The 19,544-nt window shown below is 64.4% G+C and carries 12 protein-coding genes; 6 read left to right on the top strand and 6 right to left on the bottom strand.

All coding sequences use genetic code 11. The features are described from left to right. Nucleotides 1-55 precede the first annotated feature (55 nt). On the bottom strand, nt 56-6,355 hold the full coding sequence (locus AACH39_RS14835; protein ID WP_338620482.1) for a TcdA/TcdB pore-forming domain-containing protein: 6,300 nt from the start codon (nt 6,353-6,355) through the stop codon (nt 56-58). Nucleotides 6,356-6,539: 184 nt separating this feature from the next. Here AACH39_RS14835 and AACH39_RS14830 point away from each other — a divergent pair, with 184 nt between their 5' ends. After that, the gene (locus AACH39_RS14830; RefSeq protein ID WP_215778128.1) at nt 6,540-6,809 is read left to right on the top strand and encodes a hypothetical protein; all 270 of its coding nucleotides are present in this window, start codon (nt 6,540-6,542) and stop codon (nt 6,807-6,809) included. A 10-nt stretch (nt 6,810-6,819) separates the two neighbouring features. Here AACH39_RS14830 and AACH39_RS14825 read toward each other — a convergent pair whose 3' ends face one another. From AACH39_RS14825 to AACH39_RS14810, 4 genes are all read right to left on the bottom strand, one after another. Then, nucleotides 6,820-7,941: a response regulator gene (locus tag AACH39_RS14825; RefSeq protein WP_338620481.1), complete on the bottom strand. Its 1,122-nt coding sequence runs from the start codon at nt 7,939-7,941 to the stop codon at nt 6,820-6,822. Continuing rightward, nucleotides 7,938-11,771, bottom strand: coding sequence for a PAS domain S-box protein (locus tag AACH39_RS14820; RefSeq protein WP_338620480.1), 3,834 nt, complete (start codon nt 11,769-11,771; stop codon nt 7,938-7,940). The genes AACH39_RS14825 and AACH39_RS14820 overlap by 4 nt, the downstream gene beginning before the upstream one ends. A gap of 234 nt (nt 11,772-12,005) precedes the next feature. Next, complete coding sequence (locus AACH39_RS14815; protein ID WP_338620479.1) at nt 12,006-12,785, bottom strand: enhanced serine sensitivity protein SseB C-terminal domain-containing protein; 780 nt, start codon at nt 12,783-12,785, stop codon at nt 12,006-12,008. Then, a complete protein-coding gene (locus AACH39_RS14810; RefSeq protein ID WP_338620478.1) occupies nt 12,785-13,477 on the bottom strand; it encodes a Crp/Fnr family transcriptional regulator in 693 nt (230 codons plus the stop codon). The genes AACH39_RS14815 and AACH39_RS14810 overlap by 1 nt, the downstream gene beginning before the upstream one ends. Nucleotides 13,478-13,587: 110 nt before the next feature. Between AACH39_RS14810 and AACH39_RS14805 the strand changes: the two genes are divergently transcribed. The 5 genes from AACH39_RS14805 to AACH39_RS14785 all read left to right on the top strand — a co-directional run bounded on the left by AACH39_RS14805 (nt 13,588) and on the right by AACH39_RS14785 (nt 19,179). After that, nucleotides 13,588-14,007 (top strand): hemerythrin domain-containing protein, encoded by a 420-nt coding sequence (locus tag AACH39_RS14805; RefSeq protein ID WP_338620477.1) that lies wholly within the window; start codon nt 13,588-13,590, stop codon nt 14,005-14,007. Continuing rightward, nucleotides 14,004-14,216 carry a DUF2249 domain-containing protein gene (locus AACH39_RS14800; protein WP_338620476.1) on the top strand — a complete coding sequence of 71 codons (213 nt, stop codon included), beginning with the start codon at nt 14,004-14,006 and terminating at the stop codon, nt 14,214-14,216. Before AACH39_RS14805 ends, AACH39_RS14800 begins: the two co-directional genes overlap by 4 nt. After that, a complete protein-coding gene (locus tag AACH39_RS14795; RefSeq protein ID WP_338620475.1) occupies nt 14,213-15,505 on the top strand; it encodes a hypothetical protein in 1,293 nt (430 codons plus the stop codon). The genes AACH39_RS14800 and AACH39_RS14795 overlap by 4 nt, the downstream gene beginning before the upstream one ends. Before the next feature lie 45 nt (nt 15,506-15,550). Next, nucleotides 15,551-16,639 carry an ATP-binding protein gene (locus tag AACH39_RS14790; RefSeq protein WP_215778152.1) on the top strand — a complete coding sequence of 363 codons (1,089 nt, stop codon included), beginning with the start codon at nt 15,551-15,553 and terminating at the stop codon, nt 16,637-16,639. Between the two features lie 350 nt (nt 16,640-16,989). Beyond that, on the top strand, nt 16,990-19,179 hold the full coding sequence (locus tag AACH39_RS14785; protein WP_338620474.1) for an EAL domain-containing protein: 2,190 nt from the start codon (nt 16,990-16,992) through the stop codon (nt 19,177-19,179). A gap of 3 nt (nt 19,180-19,182) precedes the next feature. On the opposite strand, the gene AACH39_RS14780 is transcribed toward AACH39_RS14785, so the two are convergent. Then, a complete protein-coding gene (locus AACH39_RS14780) occupies nt 19,183-19,473 on the bottom strand; it encodes a hypothetical protein (protein WP_215778158.1) in 291 nt (96 codons plus the stop codon). Between the last annotated feature and the right edge of the window lie 71 nt (nt 19,474-19,544).

Below are 19,544 nucleotides of genomic sequence, written 5' to 3'. Positions count from 1 at the left end.
TACTCTAGACAACCCGCCTTCACGCAACTTGCAGGAAGCGCTCACGCGTCGACGACTAACCCTCCAGCGTCACCCAATCGCAGTGTTGCTCCTGTCCGCCGGCATCCACGACCACCAACTGCTGATCACCACACACCAGCCAGACCAGCCCGCCCTGATGGTCCACCGCGACAATGCCCCGGGTCGCCAGCGGCTGCACCGCCACCAGACCATGTTCATCCAGCTGCAGCCGCCAGGCTCGCCCCTGACGCGGCGACCAGCACAGCAGGCTCACCCCGGCATCATGCGGCCAATGGTGTGCCAGCAAGACATCGTCCGCGCCGGTCTGCAGCAGATCGACCACCCGTCCCTGCATCAATTGCACGGCATGACGGAACTCGGCCCCATCCTGATGGCGCCCCTCCACCTGCAACCAGGGAGCCAGAGCGACCTCGTGCTGTGGCAGCGATGGCGACAGCTGCCGTGCGCTTGCTGCCTGCAGTCCCAATGCCACGGCCAGCGCCGGCCAGAGTGCCTCCCCAGGCTGGTGCACCATCTGGGCCAGCATGGCCTGCCAGGCAGTCAGTGCCTTCCCCTGCAAGCCACCGAGCACCCGCAGCTGCATCGGGCCATCGGCGGTCATGCCATAGGCCAGCTGTAATGTGTCCCCCTCCAGCACGATGCGCTGGCGCACCAGCAACAGATTGCCCTGGAGGCGTACTTCTTCGACCTGGCCCTCAGCATGGTTCAGCGGCAGCACATACTGCGCCACGGCGCGGTCATCCTGACGCGAGGTGCACCAGAAGCCCTGATGCAACCCATTGAAAAAGTAGGCGTGCTGCTCAGAGGCCCCGACAAAGCGCGTACCGAACTGCAGGGCTGTTTCGTGCTCCAGTCCATGACGCAACAGACGTCCCTGCCCGGCATCGAACACCGTCTGGTTCGACAGACGGGTCATGGCCGCCAGGCGCAGCGCCTCGTCTTGTGCCGGCAGATCCGCCACGGGCAAGGGCAGCTTGCCCTGAATCACCCGTACCAGTGGCGCACATTGCTGCTGTGCAGCCAGGCGGCTGAGGCGCAACAACCAGGGCGCATCCCCCAGACGCCGCACATCCAGCGTCATCAGCACCATGCGGCCACGCAGCGGATCGATGTCCCAACTACCGGCCGTCCCGCTGACCAGAAGCCGCCCCTGCAGCCCCGAGACCCCTACTGACAACCAGCGCCCCTGATCATCGCGCAGCCGCAACTGCCCCTGCGCCAGCTGCAGATCACCCGCGTCCATCAGACGGGCCTCCGGCAACTGCAACTGGAACAACGACGGGGCCGACAGACCGTCAGCATCGGTCAATTGCAGCGACAGACCGGCATGCAGACCTTTGAGCTGATAGCAGGCTCCATGCCCCTGCAGGCGATAGCTGACCGGCTGTGCCGTCTGGCTGAACCAGCAGGTCTGCGCCTCACGTGCCAGCAGCACCTCGATCTGCAGAGGCGAGGCCAGCAACTGCAGCTTGCTGGCGGAATAAATCCCGCCATCGAACCAGAACACCCCGGCCTGCTCCAGCCGGCTGACCAGCGCCTGCTCCTCTGCGTTCAGCGACACCTCGCCGGCCAGGTACTCATAGTGCAGCGACAACTGTGGCGTCGAAGGCAGTAACCACTCATCAGCCGTGAAACGCAGGGGCACCGTGGCCGGCAGACCCAGCGAATCGCGCAGCGGAAACTCGTGATACATGTCCAGATGCGGCGCACTGATCGGGCGCGGGCTACTGCGCAGCAGCATCTGACTGCCAAAGGTCACTTCGCCGCGCACAAAGTCCAGCCGGGTAATCACGGCATAGGGGTCGGCAGCAGCACGCAGGCCGCTCTCCTCCAGCTGGAATCCCCCCTGACGGTAGGCCTTCTGCGCTTTGAGCAGATAATCCAGCAGTTGATGGCTTCCCTGCTGATGGGCGGCAATCTGACTGGCGAATGCCGACCACCCCAGACCCAGCGCCATCACCGGCGCCGCCAGCAGACCAAAGGCCGTGGCACTGGCGGCCCCGGGCAGCGCCCAGGCCAGCAGACTGGCACCAAACTGCAGTGCCAGCGCCCCGCTGGTCATGCCCAACTGCACCGCGCGGCTCACCTGGCTGACCCAATCCTGGCTGTTGCTCAGATGCCAGGCGTCCCACACCAGCGACCCCGCCAGGAACAGCAAATTGCCGGCCTCGAAGACCCGGGACAGCAGGGCCAGCGATTGCGCCACGGCGCCATCCGGGGCCGTGGCGGCCAGCACCAGTTGCCCCAGCTGCACGCCGTCCCCGGTGGCGGCGGTGCCCATGGCGGCCAGATTCCACCAGGCAGACAACCGCGCTTCATCACTGAGTTGTCCTGCCTGCAGGCAGGACATCAGCGCCATGATCAGGAAGGCGCCATTGCTGCTGCCCGGAGTGCCGCCCTGCCAGATCTGCCCGGAAGCCGCCCCATGCCATTGCAGCCGGTGGGCATCATCACGCTGCAACTGTGGCGCCAACTGGCGCCACAGCGTGGACAAGGCACCGTGCACAGCGGCCAGGCGCTCACCGTCAGGACACACCACCTCACGCACCACACCCTGGCGACGATCACTCACCGACAGGAGATACTGCCCGCGGCCATCACGCCGCAAGCTGTCCGGCAGCGCCAGCCACTGCGCCCGCGGCAAATCGTGCTCGCCATAGAACCGGGTCAGCAGATCTTCCTGCTCATTCAGCCAGGCTGCGACCTGACGCCGTGCCTGGACCGCCTGCCGCTGCCAGAGCAGCAGATCAAACGGCCCGATCAGTGGTGCCGCCAGCGGACGCAACTGCACCGGCTTGTCGTGCAGATTGGCCAGCAGGCTGTCGACCTGCAGACTGCCATCCTCCCTGGCGCTCACCTGCCACTTGCCGGCATGGCCGCCGTGCTGCGCCACCTCGCCGACACGATACAGACGACGCCCGGCCGACAGCGGGGTCGGATTGACATCGCCCGGCCCCATGATGAACACCTGACGCTCCGAGCCGGTGATACGACCGATGCGCGGCCCGGGCGAGGTACTCAGTGCCCGCAGCAACAACACGCCATTCTCCGGCCGCATGGCGCAGGCCAGCACACTCAGGTGCCCGATGGTCTGCACCTCGGACAACATCGCCGACAATGCCGACAGCCGTGCCCCATCCTGCAGCAAGTCCACCAGCCCCAGATCCCCCTGGGCGTGCCCGAGCAAGGTCAGCTTGGCGAAAGCGCCGGCCAGCGGTGCCGGCAGGGGCTGCCAGCGCATGCCCCAGGGACGGTCCAGCCCCGGCGGCATGCGCTGCACCCACTGGCGCCATACGCCATGCTGCTCGGTCAGGGCATAAAATTCGGTGGTGGGGTGTTTGCGGGTCAGGCTGTCGATGGCCAGATGGAAAGCATCTCCGCCCATCCCCTGCAGCGCGGCCTCCGGCGCCAGCAGCAACACCGCCCGCCGCTGAGTCGGCACCAGCGGCAAGGGCGCAGCAAACGGTGGCAATCGCGGTGCCGGCAACGCGGCCGTGCGGCCCTGCACCGGCACACACTCGAAGCGCTCTCCCTGCAAGCGCGCCAGTAAACGCAGCGACTCCGCATGGCGCACCGGCATGCCGCGCTGCCCGTCCTGCACCCAGACATGGCCAAACACATCCACGGCAATCGGTCCGGCATAGCCCTTCAGCGCACCGATGGACACGCCGACCTGGCGCAGAGCGCGCAACAGCTGTTCGGCATAGCTCGGCCCGCTCAACAGGGTCCCGGGAGCCGGCATGGCATGACTGGCCACCAGTCGCAGTCGCTCGATATGCAGTGGCGTCTCGCTGTCAGACGGCAGCAAATCCCCCAGTAACTGCGCCAGCGTGCTCGCCGGCAACTCGCCCAGCGTGCGCTGATCGGCGCTGAGGTGTCCGACCAGCACCACCCGGGGACGACTGCCCCAGTCCTCCAGCTTCAGTTGCACGATGGCCCGCTTGCCGCTGAGCAGGGTGCCATCGGCCAGGCGCACGATCAGCATGGAGTGCGGATGGGCGTTGTTCAAATAGCGCGCCGCATTCAGCGAGGACATCCCCTTGTCGAGCAACACCACCACCTGGCGGTCATAGGGCGAGGAACCCGGCTCATCGCGCAGCGCCGACAGGCCGCTGGCGCGCCAGGAAGAGGCCAGATCCCCCGGCGTATCCATCTCCAGCCGCACCGGCGCCAGACACAGGGCCTTGCGATCCAGGAAATCCATCCTGGCCCAGAGACTGCGTGCCGGCTCTTCCTCGGGTTGAAGACTGTCGTAGACCGCACGCAAATAGGCTTGCGGCCCGGTCATGTACCCGGTCGCCGCCGACTCCTCGACCAGGCCATCCAGTCGGTATATGCCATGGGCCTTGCCGGCGAACATTGAATCAGGTGCCAGTGACTCAGGCACTTGCGGGAACCAGCGCTGACCGCTGGCCGACATCGCGCGGTAGCGCCGCTGCACCGTCTGCCAGTAGTGCGCAAACACCGCCGCGCCAGCCTGGCCATGCATCACGGAGATGTCCACCCCCAGATCGATGTTCAGCTGCACCTGCAGGGACAGACCGGCAGGACCGACGACCCCGGGACTCAGCCGCTGGAATAACTGCGGCAAGGCCTCGCCTGGCGCGATACCAAGCGCCCGCACCCGCGCAGCCGGCGCCTGCGCCACCAGCGGCAGATATTCGGCGATCAGCGCGCGCAAACCGGGCAAATGCTGGCACAGCAGACTGTCGCGCAAGGCCTCATAGGCCAGCTCACCTTGCAGCCCCCTCACCCCATAAGGATCGCCCGGCAACTCAGCCAGATAATTGCCGAGCGCCTGGATACGTGCGGCACACAGTCGGGCAGAGAACACAATGCGATTGGTCAGTCTTTGCTCGCCCGGCTGGCTGGCCAAATCGATCTCGCGCAGGATTTGCGTCTCCAGCGCCGACACGCTCTGGCCGAACGCCTCATCCACGGGTAACAGGCTGACATCGGTATCCAGATAGGTGCCGCCATAGCGGTGCAGCATGGTGGAGCGGGCCAGATCGGCAGCCGCCGGCAGATTGCCGCGCAGCCACAGCTCCTGCAGATAGGCGTCGTATACCGGATGATCCGGTGGCAGCAGCTCGCCCAGATCGACCAGGGTCAGCGCCCCGGCCCCGAAACGCTGGCGCAAGTCAGCGTCGAATTCGATCCAGCGCTGTCTGACCTCGCTCAGCCATTGCGTGAGTTCGGCCCGCGACTGCGCCTGAAACTCGACCAGAAAATCGATGGCGGCCAGATTGAAATCGCCGCCATTTTGCTGCGCCCCGGCCAGTACCGCCTGATAAGCCTGGTTCTGCATCTGCAGCACGGCCCGCTGATAGCGCAGATCCCGCGCCGCGCCCGGCGGGCTGCCGGCCACACTGGCCCGGCCAACGCGGGCAATGATCTGACGCAGCCGCGGCGCCATCAGCGCACGCGGATCATGACCAAGATAAAACTGCCATGGCAACTCGCCTGGTAAGGCATCTGCCTGCATCTGGCGCGCCAGCAACAGGCGCAGGGCAGCACGAGCCGCATCAGGCAGATCGCCGATCCACAATGCATGCACCCTGTTTGGCGCCGGTTCACCCAGGGCCGCCAGCCGGGCCATGGTCTGCAGACGCAGGCGACGCAGGGTCGGACTGAGTGCCGGATCCACCTCTGTCGCAGACAAGGCCGCCAGCAAGACCCCCAGTTGTTGCGCCTGGCTGCGTGGTGTCAGGGTCTGTTGCTGCAGGGTCTCCAGCGCCGCGCGCACGTCGCCGAAATGCACCATCTGCGGACGGGCATAGGGATCGTCACTGACCGCAACCATCAGTCCCTCCGCCTGCATCCCGCGCTCAAAATCCTCCGGCGACATGAGTTGAGGATCGCCGTGCAAGGCATCGGCCCCTTCCTGAAGCGCCACGCGCTGCGCGCCCATCCGGCGGATTTCCCCCGCCACCTGACGCGCCAGCTGCTCGGCCTGCTGGCGCATTTGCTCGGCCTGCTGGCGCTGAACCTCATACTGCCGATAGGCCGCATGCGCCTCAGTAGCCAACTGCACGGCGTGCGCCGCGGCGGACTCGGCTTCGGGACCGGGCTGTGACATGGCCATGACCTGTTGCGCCACGTTCAGCGCCAGGTTGGCCTGCTCGACCTGGCGCCGGATGACCGGATAGCGACTCAGCAGTTGCTGGCGCGCCTGGCGAACCGCCTGCATGGCACGCGCCACCTCCGGCCAGCGCTCGACCGTTTCGGCTTCGGTAATGGCGCCTTGCCACTGCGCATCGGCCAGCTCTGCGGCCAGTGCCGGCTCGACGCCATCCGGTTCGGGCGGCAGGGGAATGGGATCGGGAAGAATCATGAGTGTCTGCTTTCTCTGCGCGGATACAGCGCGTATCCGCCATGGTGGATGAACAACGGTCGGCAGGAACCGACGCGCCCATCCTGCGAGAAAGCCGACAAGCCGCCTTGCAGATTTCACTCATCCGGCTCAATGCCGGGGAAAAACAGCCGATAACAGGTCACAACCTGTCTGGGAGAGCATCATGCCTCATCCGGTTGACCGCCTGCAGCTGGCCGCCGCCCGACATCAGCGACTGGCAGGGATACTGCATCACGGCATTTACCAGTACTGCAGCGATTGTGCCGCGCGGCACAATATTGAAGCGCTCTATGTCTGCCTGGCCTGCGGACGCACGCGGTGTCAGGCCTGTGCCCGCGAGCGCGCCGGTCGCCACCCGGACCGGCTGCGCTGCGCCTGCGGTCAGCCGCTGGCCCGCGTCGCCCGCTGGGCCGCGCTGCCGGACGCTGACTGAATCCGCTCAGTCAGCCATTGTCGCCAGCCAGCGCCTGCAGCCGATGCAGGTGACCGGCGATGTCCAGCCCTTCCGCATACTGACCGGCAATGCGTTCGGCGGCACTGCCGACCAGACTCAGAACGATGTTTTCCTGGTGGTCGGTCAGTCCCAGTGTCGGGAATGCCATCTGCAACTCAGTCAGGGTACTTTCCAGCCAGGCTTCGGTCTGGCTCTGATGGCGATGAAAGGTGGCATCGATCTCGGCCAGCGCCGCCATGGCCTGCTCGCCAAAATGCGCCCGGGCGCGTTCGCGCACGCGCAGCTGGTTCATGGCCTCGATCATGCGCAGGCAGGCCTGCCCCCCCTCGGCCAGCATCGCCAGATGGTCGCGCAGCCGACCGGCCCGATCCGGTTCCTGATCCGGCATATTCTTGATCAGCAAGGTCAGCCCCCCGTAATTGAACACCGACTGCCGTCCCAGACTGACAATGCGCTCGCCGGTGGACAGCAGATCCAGCACGCCGGCCTCGACCCGGGTCAGTACCCCCTGCTGGCTGCGGCCATACACCCCGGCGCTGGTCTGCAGCCGCACGCAGGCCTCCAGGCCGAACTCGGCACAACCGGACAACAGGCAGGCCGCCAGACCGCTTTCGTCGCTGACGGCAAAGCAGCGACGCAAAATCCCCAGCAACACCCCCAGCTCACTGGCCGAAGACATGGCCGTCATCGCCACGCCCATGGCATCCCGCGCCCCGCTTTCCAGTCGCAGACGCTCGGCCACGTTCTTCAGGGTCAGCGACACCTTGGCGCGCAGCTCATCCGGTTCGACCGGCTTGCCGATGAAATCCTCACCACCGGCCTCATAGGCGGCCAGCCGGTCAGACAGGCTGACATTGGCCGAGATGAACACCACCGGCACCTGGGCCAGGGCGGCATGCTGCTTGAGCTGGCGACAGACCTGAAAACCGTCCTGATCCGCCAGGGTAATATCCAGCAACACCAGGGCCGGCACATACTCGCGCGCCAGCATCAGGGCATCGGCCCCGCTTTCTGCCTCCAGCAGGCGATAGTGCGGCGTCAGGGCATCGGCCGTCAGCATGCGGTACATCGGATCATCATCCACCAGCAGGATGGTCTTGATTTCACTCATGGCGCTTCCTTTGCAGCCAGGCTTCGTTGGTCAAAGAAACGCAGCGCCGGGCCGAACTCAAAGCTGTCGACCAGCCGCAGCAGATATTGAAAATCCTCTTCATGCATCCAGAGAAAGGCCGCGCGCTGTTGTGCCAGCCAGGCGGCACTCTCGACATCATGCGTCTGCAGACGGTGACGCAGGCGCTGTTCGGCAGCCTCCCCGTCCTCGGCAGCCTGCGGACCGAGCAGAACGCGCTCCAGCCGCGCCACTTCATGGCACAGCGCCCGGCAGTCTGCCTGCGCCGGGGTGTCGCCGCGCAACACCCCCTCCAGTCGCTCAGCGGCCAGACGCAACGCGTCCGCCCCCAGGGACATGCCGGTGCCCTTAAGGGTATGCACGATGCGGGTCGCCGCGCTCAGATCCCCGCCGGCCAGCAAGGCCGGCAAGCCGGCCGCCAGCGGCACATGGTGCTGCAGGAACATGCCCAGCACGCGCTCGATGGTGTCGGGATTGCCCTTGGTCATCTTTTCCAGGTAGGCAAAATCCACCAGCCCGGCTTGCTGCAGCCGCTGCCCCAGCGGGCCGAAGAGCGCCGCCGGAGCCTCCGGCAAGGCAATACGCTCGGCGTCGCTGGCAGCTGCCGCCGGCAGGTAGCGCGCCAGGCGCTCGCGCAGCACCAGCGGCTCGATCGGCTTGCTGAGAAAGTCATTCATACCGGCCTGCAGGCAGGCATCGCGGTCTTCGGCATAGGCGTTGGCGGTCAGGGCCAGGATCGGCAAATGACGTGTCTGAGCGAACTGACGCAGCTCGCGGGTGGCACTGAGGCCATCCATCACCGGCATCTGCATGTCCATCAACACCAGATCGAACGACTCGTCCAGACAGGCGGCCACCGCACTCTGGCCATCGCCAACCACCTTGCAGCTCAGCCCCAGATCCTGCATCAGTCCCTGCATGAAATCCTGGTTGAGCGGATTGTCTTCGGCGATCAGCACATGTCCGGCAAAACGCAGTGGTACCGGCAGGTCCCCTGTCTCCTCGGCCAGCACCGCTTCCGCCTGCGGCGTCTCCATGGGGCGCAGCGGCAGGGTCAGCCAGAAGCAGCTGCCGCCACCGGGCCGGCTCTCGCCTCCGACCGAACCGCCCATCAGCTGCGCCAGACTGCGGCTGAGCGCCAGGCCGAGGCCGGTGCCACCGAAACGTCGGGTAATCGAGGCATCCGCCTGGACAAAAGGCACGAACAGCCGGGCAAATTGGGCCGGGTCGATCCCGATGCCGCTGTCCAGGACCTCGAAGCGCAGCCACACCAGCTCACCCTCCCGGCCCTCCTCGCGCACCACCAGTTCGATCCGGCCCTCGGCGGTAAATTTGGCAGCATTGCTGACGAAGTTCCCCAGAATCTGTCCGATGCGCAGGCTGTCCCCCAGCCAATTGGCCGGCACCGTCCCCTCGACCCGGATTTCGAAGCTGACCGGCTTGTCGGCCAGCCGCGGCATCACCATGTCGCGGATGAATTCCAGCAAGGGTTGCAGGCTGAATGGCTCGCTGTGGATTTCCACATGGCCGGCCTCCAGTTTGGAGAAGTCCAGCACATCATTGATGATGGCCAGCAGGTGCTGAGCCGCGCTGTCGATCTTGTCCAGCCAGGCCTGGGCACGCGGATTCTGCTCCTGGTTGCGCACCAGATGGGCGAAACCGACGATGGCATTGAGCGGGGTGCGGATTTCATGGCTCATATTGGCCAGAAAGGTACTCTTCAGCCGGGTGGCACTTTCGGCCGCTTCCTTGGCCTCCAGCAAATCACGGGTCCGCTCCTCGACCAGCGCTTCCAGATGGTGACGATGCGCCTCCAGCTCGGCGCTGGTGCGCTTGCTGTCGGTCACGTCCTGCGCCACGCCAACGTATTTGCCGACCAGCCCCTCCGCATCAAACAGCGGCGAAATGACGTAAAAAACCTGATACTCACGGCCATCTGGTCGTTTCTGACTCACTTCACCCTGCCAGGGCTGGCCGCCCTCGGCGTTGCGCCAGGGCATGGCCGAAACCGTCCCCTGATCAGCAGACTGCCACAGCGCCTGCAACGCCATCTCCTTGAGCTCGGCATTCGGCAGGCCGGTCAGTTGCTCATAGGCACGGTTGGCATACTCGATCTGTCCGTCGCGGTCGATCATGACAAACCCGACCGGACTCTGACCGATGGCCTGTGACAGCTCCAGCAGGGTCTGCTCGTAGGCCTCGCGCTGTGTCACATCGCGGCCAATGGCCATGAAGTATTTGCCCTCGGGCAGGCTGACGGTCGCCAGCGTCACTTCGAGCGGGAAGTGACTGCCATCACTGCGCTTCGCGCGCACCTTGCGCCCGCCGGCCATGCTGCGGCCATAAACTTCTTCACTGGCAAAGCGCTCGAAAAGGCGGGTATGGCGCTCGTGACTGTCAGTCGCCATCAGAATCGACAGCGGCTGCCCGATCAGGTCGGCAGTGCTGTAGCCAAACAGCTGGCCGGCGGCCGGGTTGGCCGAGACGATGGTCTGCTGGCTGTCGACGGTGATGATGGCATCCGGGGCATTGAACACCAGTCCGACATACCGCGCCTGCATGGCGCGCAGGCGCAGGGCGGTTTCACGCTCGCTGCTGATATCAGAGAAAGTGCAGACGCACATGCACTCGCCCGAGCTGGGCTCCTGCATCGGGTGGGCGTTGATCTCGATCCAGCGGGTATCTCCGCTGGGCAGATTCACCCCCATGATCACCCGCTCGATCGCCACACCATGCTCCAGCACCTGCATGGCCGGGTGATCCCCTCCCGGAAACGGGCGGCCATCTTCATGAATGCAGTGCCAGGCAGGGTCGAGCGAGCTGCGGCCGAGCAACTGAGACTCCTCCAGGCCGAGAATTTCCAGCGCCCGCCGGTTGTGGCCGACGATATGGCCATTGGCTGCCTGGATGACAATCCCTTCGTTCATCGACTCCAGCACGGTATCCAGGCGAAGCTTGGCGGCCGACAGCAGGCGTTGTTCCTGTTGCCGCTGCCAGGCGGCCGCCGCCATGATCAGCGCAGGCAAGGGCGTCAGCAGCAGCGGCAGAGCCGACATGGCCTGATCGGCCTCGGTGAGTACCGGCGGTGGCAGATACAGGCCACTGGCCAGTGCCCAGCTCATCAACAGGGTCTGCAACCACAGCAGGATGAACAGCTCATTCAGGCTGAGCAGCAGGCTGGCCAGTACTTCGACGGCAATAATGACTTCGAACGGGGAGGACAACAGACGCAGCGCCAGCCAATCCAGCAAGGTCACCAGCAACAGGCCGCCACCAAAGTGCAGGATCGCCGGCATGCCCGGGCCGCGCAGCTGATTCGGCTGACTCAGCCACAGCGCCAGCGGCAAGGCCGTCAGGGCGCCCAGCATATGTCCCTGACCGAATAACAGCGCCTGGGCGGCAAACCCCTCGCCATATCCCCAGGTCGACACCACGGCGCCGGCCACACCACCGAGCATGGCAGGCAGGATGGCACCGACACTCAGCGTGAGCACCATCTGCATGGCCCCGGCATGGAAACGGGAGGGCAGATCAAAATGGCGCAGCAGGGCAATGGTACTGAGCACTTCCAGTATGGACATCACGGCCGCCGGCAGTCCGCTGCCCAGTCCGCCTATCCATTGGCAACCAGCCAGCCCCAGCAGCAGCACGGGCAGGCTGCGCCGCCAGGGCAGGCGGCACAACATGCCGGCCAGCCAGGCATTGGCCGGCCACCAGGCCAGCGCGGCCAGGGCATGCCGGTCCAGCCAGACGGCCAGCAGCGCCAGCAACCAGCAGCCCGCCAGCGTGCGCAGTTCAAGTCGTCCGGGCATGGAGACCTTCCTCAAACCTGGCGGTGCGGCACCACACGATCAGCTCGCCACACTGCTGCATAACCCACAGGCCAGCACACTGCCAATGCATGCCCCCTCCCGAATTCTGGAACCGCCCATGAAGATGGTCGCTGCCTGCGATCTAGTCCAGACAACCTTTATTCCAAAAATATAGGAAGAAAAACAAAATAATTACAGGTGCATCAAGCATTTAGCACGGCCAGACACCGCAACTCAGTGCCACCAGGCTTTGAAGCGCGCCCAGGGGCCACGCTGATAGAAGGGAACAACGGATTGATGAAAGTAGTCGGCCAGGCCTCCCTCATTGGCATGAATCTGCAGCAGGTCGGCCACTTCGCCGGCGGGCAGCAGGTCAGCCAGCACATTGCCGGCTTCGCGCAAGACCTGCTCGATATCGCCCTCGCCCTCCAGGCCGATCACCAGGTGCGGCTGCTCGCTCTGACTGGTGTCGTGCATCAGCGCCAGATAGGCGCGCTGCACAGGCGGATGCTTGAGCAACAGGGTAGACAGCGCCTGCTTGAGATCCTGCGGGTCATGCAGAGGCTGTCCCAGCAATACGCTCGTTTGCTCGCGGATTTCGCGCTGCTCCGGCGCATGGGTCAGACCGCTGGCCAGCAGCTCGCGGATTTCTGCGGCCTCGAATGACTTGCCGCAGTCCGAGCCGGGATTGAGATCCAGTGCGCTGCCCAGTGTCAGCTCGAACAGCGAGCGGGCCGGCAGCGCCAGGTAGCGGCTCTCTTGCTCGATGGCCTGCTGCAGCAAGCCGAGCGAGGTGAAGAAGGGAATGGTACTGACCCCGTCCGGACGCTGCCAATGCTGGATATGCAGCTGGCTGCCGGCCTGTATGGTCGTTTCGCCCGGCCCCAGATCGGTATGGCCGATGATGAACACTTCGGCCTGCAGCAGCGCCGCGAAAAACGCCGGCCGATGCGCCGGATCGGCGGCAGCCTGGCGCAGCAAAGCTTCCAGTGGACTTTCGCGAATCACCTCCATCAGTCGCCATCCTCTCCCGCAAACTCACCCAGGCCGGCCGGATTGAGTACCAGAATCTCTCTGCCGTTCACCTGGATCAGCTGCGCCGTCATTAACCGCTGCAACATGCGCGAGAAGGTTTCCGGCGTCAGGTTGAGGCGCGAGGCAATCAGGTTTTTATTCAGCGGCAGGGTAAACGCCTGTGACGGCTCGCCGGCCTCGCGCCAGCTCTGCAGCAGATAGCCGCTGACACGCTGCAAGGTGCTTTCGGTCGAGTAGCGCTCGACATCACGCACCAGGCCGTGCAGTCGCATCGACATGCCGGCCAGCAGGCGCCGGGCGAAATCAGCATCCGCCGACAAGGCCTGCAGAATGCCATCCGCATCAATTTTCAGCAGCAAGGCATCATCCAGACATTGCGCCAGCACCGGCATCGGGTAGCCAAGAAACATCACCGCCTCGGCAAAACTCTGCCCGGGCTGGATCACCTCCACGACCTTCTCGCTGCCCTGAGCAGAGAACAGCGACAGCTTGACGCGACCGAAGACCACCACATACATGCCATCGCAGGGATCCCCCTTCTGAAACAGCACCTGCCCCTTGTCGGCGCGCACTTCCTGCGCATGCGGCAGCAAGGCGCTCAGTTGCTCGGGCGAGAGCGCCTGGAACAGGGGTTGGTGACGCAACAGGGCAGCAATATCGACGTGGGGCATGGGATCTTGAAATCCTTGATTCAAATCATTCTGGCTAATAAGGGCGTGCCGACATACTGCCACGCAATGTCTGATGCTTCACTCATTTTTGATTTCCGGAAGGCGATGCCATGAATGCCATAGAAAGACTGATCGACCAACACCGTACCTGTGATGCCCATCTGGTGGACTGCGAGTCTGCCGTGCGCGCCGGCCAGTGGCAGCCGGCCCTGAGCCATTGGCAGGCTTTCGAAACTGCCATGCTGGCGCACTTCACACTGGAGGAGACACAGCTGTTTCCGGCTTTTGAAGACGCGACCGGTATGCGCATGGGGCCGACCGTGGTAATGCGCAGCGAGCATGAGGAAATGCGCGCGTTGTTGACCGATGTGCAGGCGGCGCTCAGCCAGCAGGATGCCGCCGCCTTTCTCGGCCATGGCGAGACGCTGCTGATCCTGATGCAGCAACATAATATGAAAGAAGAAAACGTTCTCTATCCGATGTGCGGCCAGCATGTAGCCGGGCTGGAGTCGATGGTGGCCGAGCCATGAACGCCCGCGACTTGCGTCATCTGGTACCGCCACAACCGATGGAGATCATTCTGGAAGACATTGAGTCACTGCAGGCAGGCCAGGCGCTGGCGTATATCCTGCCGCACCACCCGGTGCCACTGTTCCCGCTGCTGAACCAGGCCGGAGTACAGCATCAGTGCAGTCTGACCGAGGATGGCGGGGTGCTGATCACCCTGACCCGGACATGATCGGCAGCACACTGGACTACGACAAAGCGCCACCGCTTTGGCTGCCGACAGGTTTTTTCCTGGCGGCCATTGGCTGGCTGCTGGTGCTGGCGCTCAGCCTCGCCGCCGCCAGTCCGCTGGCGGCGGATCGCTATCAGCCGCTGGTCGTCGCCCTGACCCACATGCTGGCACTGGGCGTGCTGGGCAACATCATGCTGGGCGCCTTGCTGCAATTGCTGGCCGTGCTGGCCGGCGTGGCGCTGACGCGACCGATACGCCTGCTGTGGACAGTGTGGCTACCCTGGCAGGCCGGCGTCGCGCTGCTGTGCCTGGGCTTCGCCCGGGGCTTCAGCCCGGACGAACTGCTGGCCGGAGTGATAGGGCTGGCACTGGCGCTGGCGGTGTTTCTGACACACGGCATCGTCGGACTGCATCGTTCTCCGGCGCGCGATGGCGGCAGCCGCGGCATGTTGCGCGCCATGACGGCACTGATGGTCACCGCCCTCCTCGGACTGGCGATGGTGGCCACCCTGCGCGGCAGCGCGGCACTCCCCTTGTTGCCCCTGCTGCACAGTCATGTGCTGTGGGGCGGGATCGGCTGGCTGCTCGGCCTCTTGATCGCGATCAGTCAGACCGTGTTGCCGATGTTCCTGATCACACCGGCTTATCCGCGCCCGGTGCGCTGGCTGAGTGCGGCCCTGCTGCCACTCTTGCTGCTGGCCACACTGTGGCGTCTGCTGGCTCCCGCCATGCCAGATCCCTCTGCGCTGGCACTGTGGCTGGCCGTCATGCTCTATGGCGCCCTCACCCTGCGCCTGCTGCAGCAGGCGCGGCGCCCGCAGGACCCGGCACGACGCAGCTGGCAGCGGGCCGTCTGGTGTCTGCCCGCATCGGCACTGCTGGCCCTCGTCGCCTGGTGGTCCCCAGCTGCTTGCTGGCCGCTGCTGGCGGGGTGGCTGTGGCTGGGCGGGCTCGGCTTCGGCGTCATGCTGGCCATGCTGGGCAAGATCGTGCCTTTCCTGTGCTGGCTGCACCTGAAGGCCCTGCAACCGCCGCGCGGTGCCCTGCCCTCCACGCACGGCTTCCTGAGCGAGCAGGTACAGCAACGACTGGGCTGGCTGCATGCGCTGTGGCTGGCAGGCGGGATCGGCTGGTGCCTGTCCCCCGCACTCTGGCAAGGTGTGTTTGCGGCATCCAGTACCCTGCTGGCAGGCAGTCTGGCCTGGCTGGCCTGGCGCATCACCCGGCAATACCGCGCGCTGCGCCGGCAGTTTCTGGCCGACGCGCCGCACCCAGCTAGCCACTATTAGCCACCACATGCATAATTAGCCATCACATAGCTAAAGGTGGCTGACATGCCGGATGATGCCCTGCACTACCCGCGTCAGAAACTGGCCGAATCGGTGTTGATGATGCTCGACAGCGGCCTGTCTTCTGCCCTGACGCTGTTTGCGCCGCGCCGCATGGGCAAGACCGAATTCCTGCTCAAGGATCTGTTGCCGCTGGCGGAACAGCATGGCTGGCGCGTCGGCTATCACAGTTTCATGGAGGATGACGGCCATGGCGGGGCTCACCACTTTCCGGCCATGCTGGCCGCCTTTGCCGACGAGGAACACTGGCTGGCGCGGACGCTGGACAAGATCGGCAGTCATCTGCTGATCCGTGGCCAGTGGGGGCCGGCCAGCATTGAAAACCGTCCGCCATCCCCGACGGCACCGCTGCCCGCCGTCAGCCAGTTGATCGGCGACCTGGCCGCACAGAAGAAACCGGTCCTGTTGCTGCTGGATGAAATCCAGGAGCTGGCTCGCCGCAGTGGCAGCGCGACGCTGATCGCCTCGCTGCGCACGGGACTGGATCTGCATCGTGACCGGGTCAAGGTGATCTTTACCGGCTCATCACAAGCCGGCTTGCGCGCCATGTTCGGCGATGCCCGTGCCCCGTTTTTTCACTTTGCCACCCTGATCGACTTCCCGCCGCTGGACGAAGGCTTCACCCGCCACATGGCGCAAGGCTACCAGCGCATCACCCGTCGCCCCCTGGATGAGGCCGCGTTGTGGCAGGCCTTCCTGCAACTGGGTCGGGTCCCACTGCATCTGCGCGCGCTGGTGGAAGAGCTGGCATTGAACCCCGAGCGCACGCTGACCGAGGCCCTGACGGCACGGCTGAACCTGTTGTCGGATACCAGCGCCTTTGAAAGCCGCTGGCTGGGGCTGGCGCCGCTGGAGCAAAGCCTGTTGCGCGCCATTGCCGCCGGCCAGCACAGCCCGTATCGCCAGGGCAGCCGGGTGGCACTGGCGGCCGAGCTGGGCCTGCCGACGCTGACGCCCTCTCAGGTTCAGACGGCACTGCGCAAGCTGGAGCGGCGGGATGTGGTGACCCGCGACGCGCAGGGCTGGCGTCTGGCCGATCCGGTCTTTGCCGAATGGCTGAAGGAACACGACTGACACCTCTCCCGGGCAGACCGGAACATACCATCCGGTCTGCTTGGTAAATATCGACCTATATCAAAACGGCTTTCTTTTTGACGTGAAACAATGATTATTTGATAGTCGATAGTTATTTTTAGCTAGAACATTTAACCGTAATGGTTATTATTCTGATATCTGACCGGTAGCAAGCATGGACGGTTGCCGTGTCGCCGACGTGCCACCTGTCAACGGGGTATTTCTCGCCCGGACAGACACATTAACCATGAGTCAATGATCTGCAACCGGCATTCGGCCATTCGGGCAGCCGCAGCCTGCCCCGCCTGTTGCGATCACCAGTCCTGGTGACTGGTTTGCCGAGGTGCCAGATGCTGGGATCGTTAGTGGATGATGCGCGGGTAGATGCCTTGCTGGGGTTTTTTGAGCGCCTCGGACAGCAAGCTTTCTTCATCGCCATCCGCCGCGGCCTGGCTTTCTCCCTCCCGCCGATCATGGTCGGTGCCCTGATCATTCTGTTGCGCCACTTTCCCTCGCTGGTTCTGCAACGCTTCTTCAGCCAGCTATTGGGCGAACAATGGTTTGCCACCCTGGATGACGTGGCCCAGGTGGCCTTCAGCATGGTCCCGCTGGCGATTCTGGCCGGCTATGCCAGTACCCGGACCGAGATGTTCAACGAGCAGCACCAAAGCCGCACGGCCATCCCCCCGCTGATTACCTCGGTCGTGATGATGGCCTGCCTGCTGATTGTGTCGGTGCCGGGCAGCACTGGCAGCTGGTCGGGGGTGCTGTCGGTGGAGCGCGGCTTGCTGGCGGCCATTGTCATCGCCGCCCTGGGCAGCCCGCTGTTTCTGCGTCTGGCGAGCATACCGCGTCTGCAACTGTCGCTTGGCTCGGCGGGCTTCGACCCCATGGTGCGCGATATCGTGGCCATGACCCCGGCGGCCATGTGCACCATCCTGCTGTTTTGCGGTCTGCGTGCCCTCCTGCTGGCCTGGGGATTCGGCGATCTGCATGCCTACCAGACCCATCTGCTTGGGCTGATTTTTACCGGCCATCAGGACCCGCTGCACTTTGTGCTCAGCTACGTCTCCATCGGGCAGCTGCTGTGGTTTTTCGGCCTGCATGGCCCGAACATCCTGGCGCCGGTGACCAACACCCTGCTGATTCCGTCCTCGCTGGCCAATGTCCAGATCGCCGGCCACGGCGCCGGCTCGTATTACATCGTCACACGCGAGTTCATCGATGCCTTTGCCCGTCTGGGCGGCTCGGGCAGTACGCTGTGCCTGATTGCCGCCATCCAGCTCGGCTGCCAGGATCGCGGGATACGCCGATTTGCCCTGTTTGCCCTGATCCCGGCGGCCTTCAACATCAATGAACCGCTGTTGTTTGGCATCCCGCTGATTCTCAACCCGGTCTACCTGATTCCCTTCGTCTGCGCGCCGCTGCTGCAGATCTGCCTGGCTTACGCCGCCACGCAGCTCGGGCTGATCCCCTGCACCACCCAGTTGACCGTCTGGACTACCCCGCCGCTGCTGAATGTCTATGCCATGACCCACTCGCTGACCGCGGTCTGGGTGCAGGGCTTGTGTCTGCTGCTGGGGACGCTGATCTATCTGCCCTTTGTCAGGTTGTCGGATACCCTGCGTGCGCGGCGCAGTCGTTTGTTACTGCGTGCGCTGGCCAGTGCGGCGGAAATGACCGACGCGGGCGGTACAGAGCGCAAGGTGTTGAGTTTGCCTGGTGAGCTTGGCCTGCTGGCCGAGGCGCTGGCTTTCGATTTGCAAAAAGCCCTGCAGCACCCGGGAGAATTATTTCTCGAGTACCAGCCGCAAATCATGGCCGACCGTCGCGAGGTATACGGGGTGGAAGCGCTGCTGCGCTGGGCGCATCCGGTTTACGGCCGCATTCCCCCGCCGCTGGTGATTGCGCTGGCGGAAGATATCGGCTGCCTGGATGAGCTGGGCATGTTTGTCTTGTCCAGTGCCTGCCAGCAACGGGCCGCCTGGAGCGGCCTGGTACCGGCACAGCTGAAAATGTCGGTCAATATCTCGCCCAGACAGCTGATCAACCGGGAGTTTGCCACTCAGGTATTGCAGACCCTGTCCGGTTACCGGCTGGACGCGCCCTTGCTGGAGCTGGAGATCACCGAAACCACGGCGCTGGAGCCGGATGACTTCTCGCTGAGCGCCCTGCAGGACGTGCGCCATTCAGGCGTGCGGATTGCACTGGATGATTTCGGCATGGGACATACGTCGCTGCGTTATCTGCGGGATTTGCCCATCGACACCATCAAGATCGATAAATCACTGACCCGCTGCATCGGCGAGGAAACCTCCAGCCAGATCGTGCGCAGCATCGTTGAACTCAGCCACAGCCTGGCCATGGCCACCATCGTCGAAGGGGTGGAGGATGAGACCCAGCTGGCGCAGTGCCTGGCACTGGGCTGCGACTGCTTCCAGGGCTATCTGTTCAGTCCGCCCCTGCCGGCTGAGCGCTGCCTGGACTATATCCGCGCCCTGCCCGGCGACAACGTCCCGGGTCTGCCTGCAAACGATTAGACCCTAGGCCTGCAGCAAGGCCTGCAACATGCCGCTGGCCAGCCCGTCCGGCAAACTGTCCAGCAGTTGGCGAGCCTCTTCGATCTCCGCACGTTCAAACAGCATCGAGCCCAGCGCCGTCATGGTGTGGCGCTCTTGCGCCGTCATTCTGGGCGCCAGTTGTACCTGCATGATGGCATAGGCCATGGCACCGCTGCTGCGCTGTCCGTTGTAAGAATCCTTCTTGTTTGAAGCCATGTTTTGCAGCAGGCCGATCACGGCATCGTGACCGCCGGCCAGGGTGTTGTCATTCACGTCAGGGGCATCCATAAGCTAGACAGGACGGCAATATGCCATCGACATTAAGCATTTATAAAATGTGGTCA

Origin of the sequence: Paludibacterium flexuosum (assembly GCF_037076605.1) — a bacterium.
GTDB lineage: Bacteria > Pseudomonadota > Gammaproteobacteria > Burkholderiales > Chromobacteriaceae > Paludibacterium.
The sequence above is the reverse complement of the archived record's forward strand: the minus strand, read 5'-3'. Positions and strand labels throughout refer to the sequence as shown.

Excerpts from the sequence above, each read along its gene's own strand:
- AACH39_RS14835 (WP_338620482.1), bottom strand. The coding sequence starts at position 6,355 with ATGATTCTTCCCGATCCCATTCCCCTGCCGCCCGAACCGGATGGCGTC.
- AACH39_RS14830 (WP_215778128.1), top strand. The coding sequence starts at position 6,540 with ATGCCTCATCCGGTTGACCGCCTGCAGCTGGCCGCCGCCCGACATCAG.
- AACH39_RS14825 (WP_338620481.1), bottom strand. The coding sequence starts at position 7,941 with ATGAGTGAAATCAAGACCATCCTGCTGGTGGATGATGATCCGATGTAC.
- AACH39_RS14820 (WP_338620480.1), bottom strand. The coding sequence starts at position 11,771 with ATGCCCGGACGACTTGAACTGCGCACGCTGGCGGGCTGCTGGTTGCTG.
- AACH39_RS14815 (WP_338620479.1), bottom strand. The coding sequence starts at position 12,785 with ATGGAGGTGATTCGCGAAAGTCCACTGGAAGCTTTGCTGCGCCAGGCT.
- AACH39_RS14810 (WP_338620478.1), bottom strand. The coding sequence starts at position 13,477 with ATGCCCCACGTCGATATTGCTGCCCTGTTGCGTCACCAACCCCTGTTC.
- AACH39_RS14805 (WP_338620477.1), top strand. The coding sequence starts at position 13,588 with ATGAATGCCATAGAAAGACTGATCGACCAACACCGTACCTGTGATGCC.
- AACH39_RS14800 (WP_338620476.1), top strand. The coding sequence starts at position 14,004 with ATGAACGCCCGCGACTTGCGTCATCTGGTACCGCCACAACCGATGGAG.
- AACH39_RS14795 (WP_338620475.1), top strand. The coding sequence starts at position 14,213 with ATGATCGGCAGCACACTGGACTACGACAAAGCGCCACCGCTTTGGCTG.
- AACH39_RS14790 (WP_215778152.1), top strand. The coding sequence starts at position 15,551 with ATGCCGGATGATGCCCTGCACTACCCGCGTCAGAAACTGGCCGAATCG.
- AACH39_RS14785 (WP_338620474.1), top strand. The coding sequence starts at position 16,990 with ATGCTGGGATCGTTAGTGGATGATGCGCGGGTAGATGCCTTGCTGGGG.